The following is a 16413-nucleotide window of genomic DNA, read 5'->3' as shown; positions in this document are numbered from 1 at the left end:
CGGTCGTACCGGATTATCTGAGCGGCAGAAAGAGAACCGCCCGAGTCCCCGTGGGGGCCGGGCGGTTCCGTACTCTCGGGGTGAGCGTCACCAGATTCCGGCGAAACCGGGCACGGAGGAGACGTTGCGAAGCAGGTGGGTGAAGACCGGCAGGTAGGCGATGGCGATCAGCACGGCGGAGCCGATCAGCCACGGCCGCCAGCTATCAAGCAGCTTCGGCACGCGCTCGTGGCTGCCTTCCTCACCCGGCCGCGGCAGCGGCACCTGGACCCGCGCCGGCTGGCGCGAGGCGACCAGCGTCATGATGATGATCACGAAGTAGAGGACGCCGGCCACGAACATGGTGGGGCCGCCGATGAGGAGCAGGATCCGCTCCAGGTCCCACTCGCCCTGGGCGTACGGGGCCTGGGAGAGGAACGTGCGCCGGGGCATGTACTCGAGCCCGAGCCGGTGCATGGTTTCGGACCAGATGGTCATGCCGACGAAGAAGATGATCGGCTGGGCGACCGCCAGGCGACGGCCCCAGAGGGCCCGACCGGTCAGGTAGGGGATGAGCCAGTAGGTGGTCGCCATGAAGGTCAGCGTGACGGCCCCGCCGACGGTCAGGTGGAAGTGGCCCACGACCCAGGTCGTGTTGTGCACGGCCTGGTTGACGTTATAGGAGGCATTCGTCAGGCCGCCGATCCCGCCCGGGACGAACAGGAACATGCCCATCACCTGGCCGGTGAAGGCCGGGTTACCCCAGGGCAGGTTGCGGACCCACCTGATCCACCCGGTCCCTCCATTCAGGCGGGCCGCCGTTTCGATCGAGGCGCTGATGTTGAAGTAGGTCAGCAGGCTCGGGAAGAAGACGGCGAAGGTCATGAAGGTATGGACCAGCTTGATGCCACCCCCGAGACCCGGGTCGCTGAACTGGTGGTGCAGGCCGACCGGGATGGAGTAGAGCACGAAGAGCAGGAACGCGATCCGCGCCATCGGCTCGCTGAAGAGGTGCCCGCCTGCCAGTCGCGGCACCATCGTGTACCAGGAGACGTAGGCGGGCAGAAGCCAGAAGTAGACGATCGGGTGTCCGGTGAACCAGAAGAGGGTCCGGGCGAGCAGCGGGTCGACCGTGTCGATGATGCCGAACGACCAGGGGATCAAGAGGAACAGCATCTCGATTGCCAGGCCGACGCTCGCGATGGTCCAGAGGGCGTAGGTGGCCAGCGTACCGAACACGGCGAGGGGCGTGCGCTCGCCCGGGTTATCGCGCCGCCAGCCGCGCCAGGTTTGCAGGATATTCCAGCCGATGAGCCAGGTGCCGACGACGATCAGGGTGAGCCCGATGTAGAAGAGAGGCGAGGCCTTCAGCGGCGGGTAGAAGGTGTAGAGGACCGTGGCCGTGTTGGCAAAGATGGGGATAAGCGCCATCACGAGCCCGGCCAGCATGATCCAGAACGCAGCCCAGCCGAGGCGCATCGAGGCCAGCGGCCTGCCCAGCGCGTAGACCGTGACGAAGGAGAAAAAACGACTCAGGAAGAAGATCGTCCAGACCAGGACGTTCATCACCCCGTGGATGGTCAGCCCCTGGTAGTACGTGCGGATCACCGGGCGGGCATAGGGGTACAGGTTGATCCCGGCGCGATCGAACGCCTGGAAGAGGGCTGGCACGTTGGCGATCGCCAGCGCGACGATGGCCACCGCGATGAATGCGGCCGTCAGGCGATGGATCGTGCGGACCTCCGGGGTGACTTCGGCACTCACGGTTGCCATCACGTCTCCTCCACGATGACGCTGCCGAACATCAGATGATGGCCTGAGCCGCAGTACTCATGGCAGACGAAGCGGTACTCCCCAGGCTCCCGGAAAACCGCCGTCTGCCGCGTGATGCGGCCCGGGATGAGCATCACGTTGACGTTGGTTCCCTCGATGTGGAGGCCGTGGATGACATCGCGGCTGGTGGCGATGAATGTCACCCTCGAGTTGGCCGGTACGCGGATCTCGCGCGGGTTGAACACCCAGATCTGGGCGACGAGGGCGATCTCATACTCATTGGGGCCGACCTGCCGGAGTTCTCCCGGCTGGTCGAAAGGCGGAGTGCTATCGATGGCCGCCGGCTGGATGGTCCCGGCGTCGGCGGGCACGTGGATCATCATGCCGAAGGCACTGACGATCACGGCCACCAGCATGCCCACCGGGATCGCGATGCTCGGGAGGATCCAGCCGAGCTCGAGCAGTGTCTTGCGGTTGATCATGCGACACCCCGGTTCCACACGGCCAGGTAGGCGAAGAGCCAGAGCACGACGAGCACGACGAGGAACAGGCCAAACAGGATGAGCGTTCCCCGCGGAATGGGCTCGTCGATCGGCTCACCGAGCGGTCCCGTCTCGTAGGGCCCGGCGTAGGAACGCTCACGAGCTTCCTGGTGTTGTTCGGCATCGGGGCGGTTCGGTGGTTGGTCGGACATGGGTTGCTCCCTTCCCCGGCGGGTGCCCGGAGCACTCCCCGCCATGCCGCACACTGTGGGTACCGGAAAGCCCCCGTGTGGTAACGCCCAACGAGGCAAACTGATGGATCGGCCGATCTCTCCCTTACGGCCGCTCCGACCGCCAGAATCGTGCCAGCGATGCACGTTCTGCTTACCGTGTCGGGGAAATGAGGGGGTCGAGTACTCGGCGGCGGACGATGGCGAGGTGGCGCTGCTTCGGGCATGATAGGGGCCGCCGGTTGTGTCTCCGATCAGGTGGGGGAGGGCATGTACGAGCGAGCGATGGAACGGGTCCGAGGCACGTTGCAGCGCTTTCCGCGCTCGCTCTGGCTCCTTGCTGCGGCCAACTTCATCCTCTTCACCGCTCGCGGCATGACCATGCCGTTCCTGGTCATCTTCTTCGGCCAGATCGTCGGCCTGGGTGAGGGGATGGTCGGCGCCGGGATCTTCGTGAACGCCGTCGTCGGCGTCGTCTTTACGCTCGCGGTCGCCGGCCTGATCGACCGGCTCGGGGCGCGGCTGGTCCTGATTGCCACCATCGTCGGGGTGGCGGTGATGACGGCGAGCTTCCCGCTGGCGACCACGCCCTCGCTCTTCTTCCTCGTCATGGTGCTGCACGGCTGTGCCAGCCAGCTCTACTGGCCCGCGTCGGACACCTTCGCGACCTCCATGGTGTCGATGGACCAGATGGGCGAGATGTTCGCGCTGCTGCGGGTGGCCAACGCGCTCGGCATCGGTGCCGGGGGGCTGCTGGGCGGGCTGATCGTCGCCGGGGGCACGCTGGACCAGTACCGGGTGCTCTACCTGTCGAGCGGGGCGGGGATCGCGCTGGCGGCGCTGATGATCGTGACGCTCGTGCGCCGACCGGGCACCGCCGCGCCGAGCCCACGGGCCGGGTCGGCCAACGCCGGGAGCTGGCGCGAGGTGTTGGCCGACCGTCGATACATCTTCAGCCAGGTTGTCATGTTCATTCTGCTCGCCGCGTTCACCCAGCTCCAGGTCAGCGCGCCGCCCTTCCTGCGCAAGGAGGCCGGCGTGAGTGAGGCCGTCATCGGGCTCCTCTTCGCCATCAACACGGTCATCGTTGTCGCGCTGCAGATCCCGGTGGCGGCGCGGATCGGTAGCTGGGGGCGCGGGACGACCTTTGCCGTGGCTGCCCTCTTCTGGATCGTGGCCTACGCCATGATCGGCGCCAGCCCGTGGCTGAGCCTGCTCCCCTTCGCCGCGATCATCATCTACACCGTGGGCGAAATGCTCTTTATGCCGACCACCGGTGTGCTGGTGGTGGAGCTGGCGCCGGAGCGTCTGCGCGGGCGCTACCTGGCGGGGAGTAGCGTCACCTGGGGGCTGGCCTGGGGCGTCGCCTCCTGGGGGAGCGGCGCCATCCTCGGGTCGAGTTCCCCGCTGTTGCTCTGGCCGGCACTAATCGGCGTCCTGATCGTCGGCGGCCTCGGCGGACTGCTCTTCGACCGCATGGGCGGGACCCGGCGCGCGGCTGCGCCTGCGGTCCAGCTCGGCGATGGCGACTGAGAGCGGCCGGCGGTCACCACGTGGGGAGGGGGGAGGGCCATCGCCGACGAGAGCCTGCTGCTGGTCGGGTTCGGCGCGCTGGTGATGCTGATGGCAGGGTTCCTGTCGGGTGCCACCGGGTTCGGGTTTTCCCTGGTGAGCACCCCGTTGCTGCTGGCCGGCGGTTTCTCCCTGCCCTTCGTCGTGGCGATGAACCTCTCCCTGGGCCTGCTGACCCGCATCTCTGTCGCGGTGCACCTGCGTGCCCACCTGACCCCGCGCCGTGTCTGGCTGCTCACCCTGGGTAGCCTGCCTGGACTGGTGCTCGGAACGGTCGCCCTGACCCGTCTCGACCCCGCCTTCATCCGACGAGCGGCCGGGCTCGTCGTTATCCTGGCGGCGATCGGGCTGGCACGGGGTGGAGCGCCGATCCCCTCACGGACAGGCGCGCCGCTGCTGGCAGGGGTGGCGGCAGGCTTCCTCGGGGCCACGACCTCGCTCAACGGCGTCCCACCGGCGCTGCTGATGACGCGCGAGCGGGCTGCTCCCATGAGCTTCCTGGCCGACCTCGCGTTCTTCTTCATCCTGTCGAATGGGATGACGCTCGTGCTGCTGCACAACCGGGGTGCGGTGGAGCTGGCGTCACTCTTCCCCACGGGCGCCCTCTGGCTGCCGACCGCGCTGCTCGGCAACTTCCTCGGTGTGCGGCTGGCGCGTCGCCTGCCGGAGCGGATCTTCCGCGCCGTCGCGCTCAGCGTCATCGCCGTCTCCGGGTTCATCGCACTGATCGGAGCGTGATAACCAGGGAGCGACCCTCACCCCCGACCCTCTCCCAACGTTGGGAGAGGGGAGCGACGCACGGGGTCGTGGCACGATGCCGCCGCTCTCTGGGGCCGCGCTAGCGTGGCTGGGTTGCCAGCATCTTCTGCTGTGCCATGGCGATCGGTGCGTGGCGCGGCCAGGGGCGGGCCTCCTCGATGAGGCGGGCGGCCGAGAGGATGAGCGCCTCGCCGCCGGGTGGGGCGACGAGCTGCACACTTAGCGGCAGGGCGCGGGAATGGAGCCCCGCCGGGATGGTCGCGGCCGGGTAGCCTGCGAAGTTCCATGCGGCGGGGAACGGGGCGTAGCTGGCGTTGCTGTACACGTTGGCGAGCCACGAGCGCTCTCCCCAGCCATCGGCTGCGATCGGCAGGCGCGCCAGGCCCGGCGTGAGGAGCAGGTCGAACGCGTTGAAGAATGGGGCGAGCCGCGCCCGCCACCGGTCGCGTGCCTCCTGGCGTACCCGGCCGAGGCGGCGCAGGAGTCGGCCGGCACTCGCGTGGCGGCGCGTGCGGGCCGAGAGCCGGCTGGCATCGACCCGCTCGGCCTCCTCCGATACGGCAGCGCACCAGAACGCGACGACATCGAGCGCGACCCCGAGGGTGTAGGGCGGGTCGGCAGGGACGACATCGTGCCCGGCGCGCGCCAGGATCTGCCCCACCTCCTCCGTCGCGGCGGCGAACTCTCGATCGACCCACACGCCCGCCATCGGCGCGCGGGTCGAGACGGCGACCCGCAGCCGCCGGTCCGGCGGCGCGACGGTGGCCAGGTCCGGGCGGTCGGCGAGGACGGATAGCATCAGCGCCGCGTCCTCGACGGTCGTTGCGATCGGCCCGTGCTCCGCCATGCCGAGCCAACTGCTCACCCCGATGCCGGCCGGCACGACGCCGGTACCGGGTTTGACGCCGACCACGCCGCAGGCGGCGGCTGGGATGCGGATCGATCCGAGCCCGTCGCTCCCGAGCGCGAGCGGCGCCATCCCGGCGGCGACGGCGGCGGCACTCCCGCCCGATGACCCGCCGGCGGTCCGCGACAGATCCCATGGGTTGCGGCAGGCGCCGAACGGGCCGTCGGCCGTGCCCCAGGCGCTCAACTCCGGTACGCGTGTCTTCCCAAGCACGATGGCGCCGGCCGCGCGCAGGCGGCGGACCACTTCGTCGTCGGCGGGTCGCGGCTCGGCCGGGATCAGTGGTGTCCCCCAGCGGCTCGGCTCACCCGCGACGTCCGTGTTGTCCTTGATCGCGACCGGTATACCCGCCAGCGGGAGGCGATCCAGGTCGTCCCTGGCGCTGAGCGCTTTCGCCTCGGCGAGTGCCCGCTCGCGCCGGACGACCTCGAATGCCCCGAGGCGAGGGTCAATGACCTCGATGCGCTGCAGAAAGTGCTCGACCACGGCAGCCGGGGTCACCCGGCCGGCGCGCACCGCGTGCGCCAGTTCGGAGGCGGTGAGATCGGACAGGCACAGATCGCCGCTCGTCATCGTGTATCCTCTCGAGATGGCACGGACCGCGGAGGAGACCAGCAGGGCGATTGTAGCACCGGCGTTGGGCGGCCGCGCCGGGTGCGGAGCGGGCCAGGATGGGCGGCGTGATCAACTGGGCGGCGGGACCGGGTGAGATCGACGTGGCGCAAGCCGAGCCGCCGTTGGTGCTGGCGCTCGATGTCGGCTCGTCGTCGACCCGGGCGGCGCTGTTCGATGGCCGCGGCCGTCGCCTCGGCGGGACGCTCCACCAGGTACCCTACCGCCTGGAGACGACGCCCGACGGCGGGGCGTCCCTCGACCCGGACCGGCTCGTGGATGCGGTGGCGGAGACCATCGACGACGCGCTCCCGGCGGCTCCGGATGCCGCGGTGCAGGCGGTCGGGGTCTCCACCTTCTGGCACAGCCTGATGGGCGTGGACCGGGACGGTCATGCACGGACGCCGGTCTATACCTGGGCCGATACCCGCGCCGCCACGGCCGCAGCACACCTGCGCGAGACGCTCGACGCCGAGGGTCACCACCGCCGCACCGGCACGGTCGTTCACTCGAGCTACCCCCTTTCCAAACTGGTCTGGTTGCAGCGGGCGATGCCCGACGTCACAGCCGGGGTGCACCGCTGGCTCTCCTTTGGCGAGTACCTCTTTCTGACCCTGTTCGGCGATGCGACCTGCTCGATCTCGATGGCGTCCGGTACCGGGCTGTTCGATCAGACCCGACTGACGTGGGATCCGACGGCGCTCGACGCAGCCGGGATCGCCCCCGACGATCTCTCGCCGATCGGCGACGAGCCGATGGTGGGACTGCGCCCGGCGTTCGCGGCACGGTGGCCGGCGCTGGCGCATGCCGCCTGGTTCCCTGCCCTGGGCGATGGTGCCTGCTCAAACCTGGGGTCGGGGGCGATTGGCCGCGGGCGGCTGGCGGTGACGATCGGCACGACCGGAGCGCTGCGTCTCCTGTGGGCCGGCGATCCGGTGCCACCCCCGCCGGGCCTGTGGCTCTACCGGCTCGACGCGCGGCACGTGCTGCTGGGCGGTGCGCTGAGCGAGGGCGGCAACCTCTACGATTGGGTGTGCACGCGGTTCCGTCTTCCCGACCCACCGGAACTGGACGCGGCGCTTGCGGCGATGCCGCCCGACAGCCACGGCCTTACCTGGCTCCCGCTCCTGGCCGGTGAGCGCAGTCCCGGCTGGGCGCCGCACGCCCGCGGTGCGCTGGCCGGCATGACGCTCGACACCAGCCCGGTCGCCATTCTGCGCGCGGCCATGGAGGCGGTCGCCTACCGCGTCGCGCTGGTGGCGCGGCTGCTCGATGCCGCGGCACCGGGGGAGCGGACGATCATCGCCAGCGGCAGCGCGTTGCTGCGGAACCCGATCTGGCTCCAGATCCTGAGCGACGTGCTGGGCCGGCCGCTGCTGGCCGGGGCGGCGCCGGAAGCGTCGCTGACCGGTGCGGCGCTCATGGCCCTGGCGCGCCTGCCGCGGGAGGCCGGTGGGCAGCCGGACCTGCTGGATCGGATCGCGGCCGGGCCGATCCCCGCGGCCGCCCGGTACGATCCAGACCCGCGTCGGCACCAGACCTACCAGGCCGCAATTGCGCGCCAGGAAGCCCTCTACCGCCGCCTCATCGCCGATGCCGGATGAGGTGAGGAGACGGCGTCCCTCCAGCCGTTTTCGGTAGCGAGATGCGCTGCTCCATCCGCGGACCGTGGATACGAGCCCGGACACCTTGCGACTCGTTAACCATATTCGGTAGGCTATCCGCCGGGGAGGAGACGCGGCCGGCCTGCGCCTCCGCGACCCGGACATCGTTGCAACAAGCTTTGACTTCCGCGTGGGCGAGAGGTCCCAATCACCGCTGACCGCTTGTCACCGACCGCCAACGGCGACTAAGCTCTGAGGCACCGCGCCGAGCGCCTGGGACCCATCGCAGCCACAACGGGCATCGTGTCAGCCGGTGGGCGCGCAAGCGTGACCCTGCCGTCCCAATCGCGCGCACCTGTGCCTTCCCGTGCGCTCATGCGGAGGGGTGTGTTGAGGAGAGGAGACCACGTGTGAATCCGCGACCGGTGCGCCCCGGCGGCTCGCTGCAGCAGAGCTTGTTGGCTCTGGGGTCGCTCTCAGTGGCTGTCGGGTTGGCTGTCTGGCAGCAGCGGACGCTCGGACGGGGCCGCAGCGACTCCGTCACCGCGGTCGAGCGGCCGGAGACGACGTTCAGCGACGTGGCGGGCCTGATCGAGGCCAAGGAGGAACTCGCTGAGATCGTGACCTTCCTCCGCGATCCTGAGCGCTTCCGACGCATGGGCGCACGGATGCCGCGTGGGGTGCTCCTGGCCGGGCCGCCAGGCACCGGTAAGACGCTGCTGGCGCGCGCCGTGGCCGGGGAAGCCGGCGTGCCATTCTTCGCGATGTCGGCCTCGCAGTTCGTCGAAGTGTACGTCGGCGTCGGCGCGAAACGCGTCCGGGATCTGTTTGCCGCTGCGCGCAAGGCATCGCCCGCCATCGTCTTCATTGACGAGATCGACGCCATCGGCCGCCGCCGGGGCGACAGCCAGAGCCATCAGGAGTACGAGCAGACGCTGAATCAAGTCCTGGTGGAGCTCGACGGCTTCCACCCGCGACAGGCGGTCGTTGTGATCGCCGCCACCAACCGGAGCGACATCCTCGACCCCGCGCTGCTGCGGCCGGGCCGGTTCGACCGCCGCGTGGAACTGTCGCTGCCTGACCGGGCCGAGCGGGCGGCGATTCTCCGGGTCCACGCGCAGGACAAGCCGCTCGCGCCCGATGTCGACCTGGACGCCCTGGCCGCGCGGACCGTGGGCCTCTCGGGCGCCGACCTGGAGAACACCTTGAACGAGGCCGCACTGCTGGCGCTCCGCCGCGGCGGCGATGAGATCACCCAGGCCGACCTGGAGGAGGCGGTGGACCGCGTCATCGCCGGGCCGAGCCGGCGCAGCCGGGCCCTCAGTGCCCGCGAGCGGGAGACGATCGCCGTCCACGAGGCGGGCCACGCGCTGGTGGCGCACCAGCTCGCCTCGGCCGACGCACCCCGGCGGGTGACTATCCTCGGGCGGGGTCAGATGGGGGGCGCGACGGTTCTGGCGCCCGACGAGGACCGGCGCCTTTGGACGCGCGGTCAGTTCCTCGACCGGCTGGCCGTCCTGCTCGGCGGTTACGCCGCGGAGGAGTACCGCTACGGCGAGGTGACGACCGGATCGTCCGGCGACCTGAGCCAGGCGAGCGCGCTGGCGCAGGCCATGGTAACCACCTACGGTATGGGGAAGAGCCTCCGCGGGCGCGCCTTCGACGCGAACGGCCCCGTGTCGGACGAGACGAGCCGGGCCATCGACGAGGAAGTCTCGGCGCTGGTGAGCGAGGCGCTGGAACTGGCCAGCCGGACCATCGCGAACGCGGCGCACCTCCTGGATGCCCTCGTGGCCGCCCTGCTGGCAGAGGAGACGCTGGACGAGGCGCGGCTGGCGGCCATCCTCGGGCCGCGCCCGGCGCGGCCGGCGATGAACTGAGGCGTTCTCGCGCGGTGATCCTGATCCCGGCCCCTTCCCCGAAGTTGGGGGAGGGGCCGGTCTTTGGCCGGGTCCCGCAGGAGCGCCGCTGGCTGCGCCAGTCTCCGTCGCCTGGGTCGCCTTGCTGCCGCAGCGCGACGACGTATAATCTGAGCTACGCAACCGGAGTGATGGATGAGCACGCACACGATCTACACCATTGGGCACAGCAATCAGCCCGCAGCGGACCTGATCGCGCTGCTCGACCAGCATCAGATCGCGGTGCTCATCGATGTTCGCAGCGCGCCGTACAGCCGGTACTCCCCACAGTTCAACCGCGAGGCGCTGCGGGACACGCTCTCCCGGGCCGGTATCCGCTACGTCTTCGCCGGCGAGTACCTCGGCGGGCGTCCTGCTGATCCGGCGTGCTATGACGACCTGGGGCACGTCGATTACCAGAGGATCGCGCGCCAGGCGTTCTATGTAACCGGCATCGATCGCTTGATCGACTACGCCTGCGCGGCGCGCACCGCTATCATGTGCAGCGAAGAGGACCCGAACCAGTGCCACCGGCACAAGCTGATCGCGCAGACCCTACTCAGTCGGGGTTTCACCGTGCTGCACATTCGCGGCGACGGTCGCATTGAGCCGGCCCGACCGTTGGCTGTGCAGGCGAGGCTGTTCGGATGACGACAGAGACGATACCGCTCTACACCATCGGGTTTACTCAGCGGAGCGCCGAATCGTTCTTCGAGACGCTGCGCCGGCACGGCGTGTCCCGCCTGATCGATGTGCGCGCCAACAACACCTCCCAGTTGGCGGGCTTCACCAAGCGCGATGACCTGGCCTACTTCCTCCGCGAGATCGTCGGCGCGGAGTATCACCACCTGGAATTCCTGGCGCCGACGCCTGAGCTCCGCGAGATGATGAAGCCCGGTGGCGGCGGGTGGGCGGCCTACGAGCCGCGCTTCCTGGCGCTGCTCGACGAGCGCCGGGTGATCGAGCAGCTGGACCGGACGTTCTTCACCGAGCAGCCGTGCTGCCTGCTCTGCAGCGAGCGGAAGGCTGAGCACTGTCACCGCCGGCTCGTGGCGGAGTACCTCCAGCGCGCGTGGCCTGAACTGCGCATCGTGCATCTATAAGCAGAGCGGCGCCGACCCCACGTCGCCGCTCGCCACCGGATTGCCCGCTGTCGTGGGAGGGGAGGTCTATGCGCGAGCGGCTTGTCGTTACCGACGTGGCATGGATGGATTCTGGCGTGTGCATCGCCGGTTACGTGGGACAGCAGGCCACGCGACCGGTGCTGCCGGCAGGCGGTGGGATCCCTTGGGCGTACCTTCGCGACGAGTCGGGGACCCTTGTCGAACCGCTGACGGAGATCGAGATCGACCTCCTGGAGGCGACGCCCTCTCCGCCGCACACCGAAGATCGCCGCATCGATGGGCTCGGTAGGGTACGTATCGTTCGCCGCCTGCCCGAGGCTGAAGCGCGAGCCTTCCTCCGGCGGGTGTGCCGCGATGCCGTCACCGATCTCTTTGGCACTGAGGTCGTCGACGGGCGCTATGTCCGTCCGGGAGAAGGGCATGCCTCGCTCGGTACGGTGCGTGTGCTCAGGATCACCTGGCTCGATCTCAGCCGGGATGAGGTCCGTGACCGCGACCAGTTCACGCTCCGCTTCGATGACGCGGCCGGAACCAGCTATCGCCTGCGCGTGACCGATCTGGCGTTTCGCGAGCACTGCCGCCGAACCTGGGAGCGGAGCAACGGGCGCCGCGATCGCGCCGCGATTCACGTGCGAGAGCGGCTGAACGACGCGGAGGAGATCTTCCTGCGGATCGGCCTGAGTCGCCCGTTCGAGCCTCAGGCTGGGGCGGGACACCGCTGCTACTTGATAGTAACCGGTGTCTACACGTTTCCAAGCTATCTCGACGCGCGATGGGCCGACTACTACGCGGCGTTGAGCGGCGAGGTCTGAGTGCCCGAGCCGGCCTGCCTGCGCGACGGCGGCGCGTACCACAGCGGCGGCTGCGGCCGCCGCCCTCCACAAAGACCAGCGGGAGGGCGTGGGTGCCCTCCCGCGGTGCGGGCGCCGTCGTACGGCTAGCTGCGGGCGGTGGCGAAGCGCTTGGCGACCTCGTCCCAGTTGACCACGTTCCACCAGGCCTCGACGTAGGCCGGGCGGCGGTACTGGTACTTGAGGTAGTAGGCATGCTCCCAGACGTCCAGGCCCATGATCGGGTAGAGGCCGTCCATCAAGGGGCTGTCCTGGTTCGCCGTGCTCATGACCTCGAGCTTGCCGTTGCGCCATACCAGCCAGGCCCAGCCGCTGCCGAAGCGCCCGAGGGCTGCCTTGGTGAACTCGTCCTTGAAGGAGGCGAAGTCACCGAACGCCTGCTTGATGGCGTCCGCAAGCTCACCGGTCGGCTCGCCACCCTTGTTCGGGCCCATGATCTCCCAGAACATGGTGTGGTTGACCGCACCGCCCCCGTTGTTGCGGACGGCAGTGCGGATGTCCTCCGGCACCTGGTTGATGTTGCGCAGAACATCCTCGGCGCTCATGTTCTGCAGGTTGGAGTGGCCCTTGATGGCGTTGTTGTAGTTGTTGACATAGGTCATGTAGTGGTTGTCGTGGTGGTAGCGCATGGTCGCTTCGTCGATATGCGGCTCCAGCGCGTTGTACGCGTAGGGCAACTCGATCGCCTGGTAGGCCATAACCTTCCCTCCTTGGTAACGATCGATCAGCCATGCGGGCCGAGCGCCTTGGTGCCCGGAACCGTCGCACCTCCCATTATCACACAAGATGGTTCAGAAACCAGACCGTACGCGCTCCTGTGCGTCTAACCATCGCTCGTCGGGCCGTCCGAGCCGACCAGGATCGGCTCCACGACCGTGTCCTCGCGCCTCGGGTCGAAGCGCCAGATCACCGGACGCCGGACGACCGGCAGCGCGACGTTGTAGACCGGGATGCCCTGGTCGGTGCATCCCTCCGGCCGACCGCGATGGGCGTGGCCGTGGACGGCGAAGAGCACCTGGTGGCGTTCCAGCGCCTGACCCAGTTCGCTCGACCCCAGGTAAGGGTGCAGTGCCGGCGGTTCATCGCCCATGGTGTCGACGGTGGGGCTGTAGTGTGTGAGCGCGACGCGGTAGTCGCAGTCCGCGACCGCGGTCAGCCCGCGGTCGAGTTTGCGGCTCTCCTCGATGACCTTGTCGTAGAGGATCTTCCAGGCCGTCTCGCCGAAGGGCTCGAGGTTAAAAGGCCGGAAACCTCCGCCGAAGCCGATGCAACCTGCCAGGCCGAGGCGCACCCCGGCGCGTTCGAACACCCAGCCGTCGCCGTCGAGTACGACGACCCCACACGCCTCGAGGATCTCCTGGATGGCCTCCTGCTGGTTGTGGTGGCAGTCGTGGTTGCCCAGGACCGCGACGACGGGGAGCTGTTCGCAGTCGAGCAGCGAGGCGAGCACCCGGGCCTCGTCAGCCACGCCGCTGTCGGTCAGATCGCCCGCGAGGAGGAGCAGGTCGGCTTCCTCCCGGACAAGGTCGAACAACTTCCGCAGCTCTGCTTCCGTGCCCTTCCGGGTGTGAATGTCGCCAATCGCCGCCAGTCGAATCACAGCGCTCTCCGCCTACGTGTCCCGGGCACGGCGTTCGTGACCCGCCCGCCCGCATGCTGCAGGAATCGGACCACGACGGCGGTACGTGATTTGCATTTGCACGCGCAACCCGGCAACGTGGCCGGGGAGGACGGAGGAATAGGCATGCAGATGAGCATGCAACACGACCTGCCCGCCGAGGTCCAGGCTATCTACACGCGCGCCATGCAGACGCTGCAGGACGCGGGCGTGCCCTACCTGGTGGCCGGGGCGCTCGCGGTCTATCACTACACTGGACTCTGGCGGAACACCAAAGATCTCGATCTCTTCCTGCGACCCGAGGATCGCGACCCGGCGCTGGTGGCCCTCGCCAATGCCGGGTTCCGGGTGGAGATCCTCGCATCGCACTGGCTGGCGAAGGCCGTTGACGACGATGTTGTCGTCGACCTGATCTCAGGGTTTGGGAACTGGCTCCAGCCGGTGGACGATAGCTGGTTCGAGGCCAGCGAGCCGCTGCGGATCTTCGGCCTCGACACGTCGGTCCTGGCGATCACCGATCTGATCTGGGCCAAGTCATACGTGGCCGGGCGGGAGCGATTCGACGGCGCCGACATCGCCCACCTGATCCGCCGCGCCCACGACCGGATCAACTGGCAGCACCTCCTCGACCGCTACGCCGACCACTGGGAGCTGCTGAGCGTCTACATCCACTACTACCGCTTTGTCTACCCCGAGGCCCGCTCGCTGGTCCCGACCTGGGTGGTCGAGTATCTGATCGCGCGGCTGCAGGACGACCTGCGCACGCCCGCGCGCCCCGAGGTCCCCTTCCGCGGACCGCTCCTCGACCGCTTCTCCTACCTGGTGGACATCGATCACTGGGGCGAGTCGGATCCACGCGAGGACGTCGCGCGTCGCCGCGATCTCCCACCCGAGGAGGTCATCGAGCAGCGAGCTGCCGACCAGGCGCTCGTCGATCAAGATCGGGTGCACGGGAAGCGGTTTCGCGATACGTGATGCGTGATGCGTCATACGTCATACGTCATGCGTCAACCGTTCCCCTCACCCCCGGCCCCTCTCCCCGCAGGGGAGAGATACGCCATACGAAATACGCAGTACGAGTGACGTATGACGCATGACGCATGACGCATGACGGAGATCCCCCGATCCCCTTCCCTGCGTTTGGAGAAGGGGATCGGGGGTGAGCGTTCGGTCCTTACGGCTTACCGCCGGGCCAGGGGCCGTCGGCCTCGACGACCGCCGCGGCGCGGAGTACGGTGACCTCGTCCCACGGCCGGCCGGCCAGTTGCAGGCCGAGCGGCAGCCGCTCGGCCGTGCGGCCTACCGGGACGGTGATCGCGGGCCAGCCGAGCGCGTTGAAGGGCGAGGTGAAGACGGTGTTTCGGCTGGGGTCACCGAGCCGCGGGGCGCCGTACGGCAACGTCGGGGTGCTCAGCAGATCCACGCGCTCGAAGATCGCGTCGAGGCGGCGCCGGAGCGCCGCACGCGCCTGCTGCGCCTTCACCAGCGCGAGCGGGCCGTACCCGTACGCCGAGAGGACGCGGTGGCGCATGAAGTCGCCGAAGTCGTCCAGCCGCTCGCGCAGATTGGGCTCGTGATAGGTCGCCGCCTCCATGGCGATGATCGCGCTGTTCAGCACGCGCAGGGCCTGCATCTCAGGGATGTCGATCTCCACCAGTTCGGCACCGTTGCGTTCCAGCGCAGCCAGCCCGGCCCGCCAGGCAGCCAGGGCCTCGTCCGTGCCGAGGGGCATCCCGGATCCGTCTTCCCGCAGCACACCGATCCGCAGCCCGGCGACGCCCGCGTCGAGCTGCGCGCTGTAGTCCGGCACCGGGACGGCTCGGGCCCGGAGGTCGCGCGGGTCGTGCCCGGCGAGGATCTGGAGCATGGCCGCGGCGTCGCGGACGCTGCGTGTCATCGGCCCGAGGTGGTCGAGCGACCAGGAGAGCGTGACGGCGCCGTGGAGGCTGACCCGGCCGAAGGTGGGCTTCAGCCCGACGATGCCACAGACCCCGGCCGGCATGCGGATCGAACCTCCGGTGTCGGAGCCCAGCGCGCCGTAGACCATCCCGTCGGCGACCGCCGCGCCGGAACCGCTGCTGGACCCGGCCGAGTCGTGTTCCCGGTTCCACGGGTTCGGCGTTGGTCCATAGTGCGCGTTGTTCGACCCTGGCGAGTAGGCGAACTCCGACATGCGGGTCTTGCCGACGATCACGGCCCCGGCTTCCCGCAGGCGCTCGACGGCCGCCGCATCGAAGTCCGTGACCCAATCAGCGAGGATCTTCGAGCCGGCGGTGGTGACCGTGCCCTTCATCGCGAGTAGATCCTTCACCGCCACCGGAACTCCGTGCAGCGGGCCGCGCCAATTATCCGCGGCGATCTCCCGCTCGGCCTCGCGCGCGGCGGCAAGGGCTTCGTCCGCAAGCACGAGCTGGAAGCTGTTCAACTCCCCATCGCGCTCGGCGATGCGGTCAAGCGCCTGCTGCGTCAGCTCGACCGGGGAGACCTCGCCTGTACGCAGGCGCGCCGCGACCTCGGCGAGCGTCTCGTACCCCGGCTCGCGCTCGGTCGCCGGTGCGCGCTCAGCGGACCCGGCCGGAGCGGCCGCGGTGGGAGCTGGCGGCGCGCCGTCCTCTCCCCAACCCTTGAGGTAGTCGGGGATCAAATCCGTGGGCGTCTGGGCTGCGATGGCCTCGAAGGCCACCACGTTGGCCAGGAAGCCCTTATCGATCATCCCCTGGATGTCATCGTCGGTAATAGGGATCCCTGCGGCCCGCACGTTCGTGCGGACGCGTTCGACAATCTTCTCGAGAACCTGTTCATCCTGCCCCGCACTCATCGGCACCCTCCCGGCCACAGCGTCGCCGTCCCCTGCCCACCAACCGGGCGGGGCGCGGTTCGTCGTCACCCGCTGGGCTCCCCTTGTAGCACCTGACCCCGTTTCGGGCAACCGGGGTGCGGTGGGGGTGCGCGCAAGCGGGATGGCACAGCGGCGGTGGGTGTTCGAAGGGGGTGGGGGGAGGAG

The 16413-nt window shown here is 69.0% G+C and carries 15 protein-coding genes; 8 read left to right on the top strand and 7 right to left on the bottom strand.

The window, feature by feature from the left end; translation table 11 throughout:
- Positions 1 to 87: 87 nt before the first annotated feature.
- The 3 genes from STHE_RS09280 to STHE_RS09270 are packed head-to-tail and all read right to left on the bottom strand — an operon-like array spanning position 88 to position 2446.
- The gene (locus STHE_RS09280; protein WP_012872315.1) at positions 88 to 1752 is read right to left on the bottom strand and encodes a cbb3-type cytochrome c oxidase subunit I; all 1665 of its coding nucleotides are present in this window, start codon (positions 1750 to 1752) and stop codon (positions 88 to 90) included.
- Positions 1752 to 2234, bottom strand: coding sequence for a cytochrome c oxidase subunit II (locus tag STHE_RS09275; protein WP_012872314.1), 483 nt, complete (start codon positions 2232 to 2234; stop codon positions 1752 to 1754). The genes STHE_RS09280 and STHE_RS09275 overlap by 1 nt, the downstream gene beginning before the upstream one ends.
- Positions 2231 to 2446: a hypothetical protein gene (locus tag STHE_RS09270; protein WP_012872313.1), complete on the bottom strand. Its 216-nt coding sequence runs from the start codon at positions 2444 to 2446 to the stop codon at positions 2231 to 2233. Before STHE_RS09270 ends, STHE_RS09275 begins: the two co-directional genes overlap by 4 nt.
- Before the next feature lie 303 nt (positions 2447 to 2749).
- On the opposite strand from STHE_RS09270, the gene STHE_RS09265 reads away from it, so the two are divergent.
- Positions 2750 to 3997 (top strand): MFS transporter, encoded by a 1248-nt coding sequence (locus tag STHE_RS09265; RefSeq protein ID WP_169308187.1) that lies wholly within the window; start codon positions 2750 to 2752, stop codon positions 3995 to 3997.
- Positions 3998 to 4081: 84 nt separating this feature from the next.
- Positions 4082 to 4774 carry a sulfite exporter TauE/SafE family protein gene (locus tag STHE_RS09260; RefSeq protein ID WP_012872311.1) on the top strand — a complete coding sequence of 231 codons (693 nt, stop codon included), beginning with the start codon at positions 4082 to 4084 and terminating at the stop codon, positions 4772 to 4774.
- Positions 4775 to 4874: 100 nt separating this feature from the next.
- On the opposite strand, the gene STHE_RS09255 is transcribed toward STHE_RS09260, so the two are convergent.
- The gene (locus tag STHE_RS09255) at positions 4875 to 6275 is read right to left on the bottom strand and encodes an amidase (RefSeq protein WP_012872310.1); all 1401 of its coding nucleotides are present in this window, start codon (positions 6273 to 6275) and stop codon (positions 4875 to 4877) included.
- Positions 6276 to 6373: 98 nt separating this feature from the next.
- On the opposite strand from STHE_RS09255, the gene STHE_RS09250 reads away from it, so the two are divergent.
- The 5 genes from STHE_RS09250 (at position 6374) to STHE_RS09230 (ending at position 11752) form a co-directional block, all read left to right on the top strand.
- Complete coding sequence (locus tag STHE_RS09250; RefSeq protein WP_012872309.1) at positions 6374 to 7918, top strand: gluconokinase; 1545 nt, start codon at positions 6374 to 6376, stop codon at positions 7916 to 7918.
- Positions 7919 to 8328: 410 nt separating this feature from the next.
- Entirely contained in the window at positions 8329 to 9798 is a 1470-nt protein-coding gene (gene ftsH, locus STHE_RS09245; protein ID WP_012872308.1) for an ATP-dependent zinc metalloprotease FtsH, read from the top strand.
- Positions 9799 to 9972: 174 nt separating this feature from the next.
- Complete coding sequence (locus tag STHE_RS09240; protein ID WP_012872307.1) at positions 9973 to 10467, top strand: DUF488 domain-containing protein; 495 nt, start codon at positions 9973 to 9975, stop codon at positions 10465 to 10467.
- Positions 10464 to 10919, top strand: a complete 456-nt coding sequence (locus STHE_RS09235) for a DUF488 domain-containing protein (RefSeq protein ID WP_012872306.1) — start codon at positions 10464 to 10466, stop codon at positions 10917 to 10919. The genes STHE_RS09240 and STHE_RS09235 overlap by 4 nt, the downstream gene beginning before the upstream one ends.
- 68 nt (positions 10920 to 10987) lie before the next feature.
- Positions 10988 to 11752, top strand: coding sequence for a dual OB domain-containing protein (locus STHE_RS09230; protein ID WP_012872305.1), 765 nt, complete (start codon positions 10988 to 10990; stop codon positions 11750 to 11752).
- A gap of 125 nt (positions 11753 to 11877) precedes the next feature.
- Here STHE_RS09230 and STHE_RS09225 read toward each other — a convergent pair whose 3' ends face one another.
- Together STHE_RS09225 and STHE_RS09220 are read right to left on the bottom strand one after the other, a co-directional pair.
- Entirely contained in the window at positions 11878 to 12489 is a 612-nt protein-coding gene (locus STHE_RS09225; protein WP_012872304.1) for a superoxide dismutase, read from the bottom strand.
- 125 nt (positions 12490 to 12614) lie between these two features.
- Positions 12615 to 13391 (bottom strand): metallophosphoesterase family protein, encoded by a 777-nt coding sequence (locus STHE_RS09220; protein WP_012872303.1) that lies wholly within the window; start codon positions 13389 to 13391, stop codon positions 12615 to 12617.
- A gap of 144 nt (positions 13392 to 13535) precedes the next feature.
- Between STHE_RS09220 and STHE_RS09215 the strand changes: the two genes are divergently transcribed.
- On the top strand, positions 13536 to 14384 hold the full coding sequence (locus tag STHE_RS09215) for a nucleotidyltransferase family protein (RefSeq protein WP_012872302.1): 849 nt from the start codon (positions 13536 to 13538) through the stop codon (positions 14382 to 14384).
- 199 nt (positions 14385 to 14583) lie between these two features.
- Here the strand turns inward: STHE_RS09215 and STHE_RS09210 are convergent, their stop codons facing one another.
- Positions 14584 to 16227 (bottom strand): amidase, encoded by a 1644-nt coding sequence (locus STHE_RS09210; RefSeq protein WP_012872301.1) that lies wholly within the window; start codon positions 16225 to 16227, stop codon positions 14584 to 14586.
- Positions 16228 to 16413 lie beyond the last annotated feature (186 nt).

The organism is Sphaerobacter thermophilus DSM 20745 (assembly GCF_000024985.1).
GTDB classification, from domain to species: Bacteria; Chloroflexota; Chloroflexia; order Thermomicrobiales; family Thermomicrobiaceae; genus Sphaerobacter; species Sphaerobacter thermophilus.
Note: the sequence above shows the minus strand (reverse complement) of the source record. Positions and strands in the feature narration are given on the sequence as shown.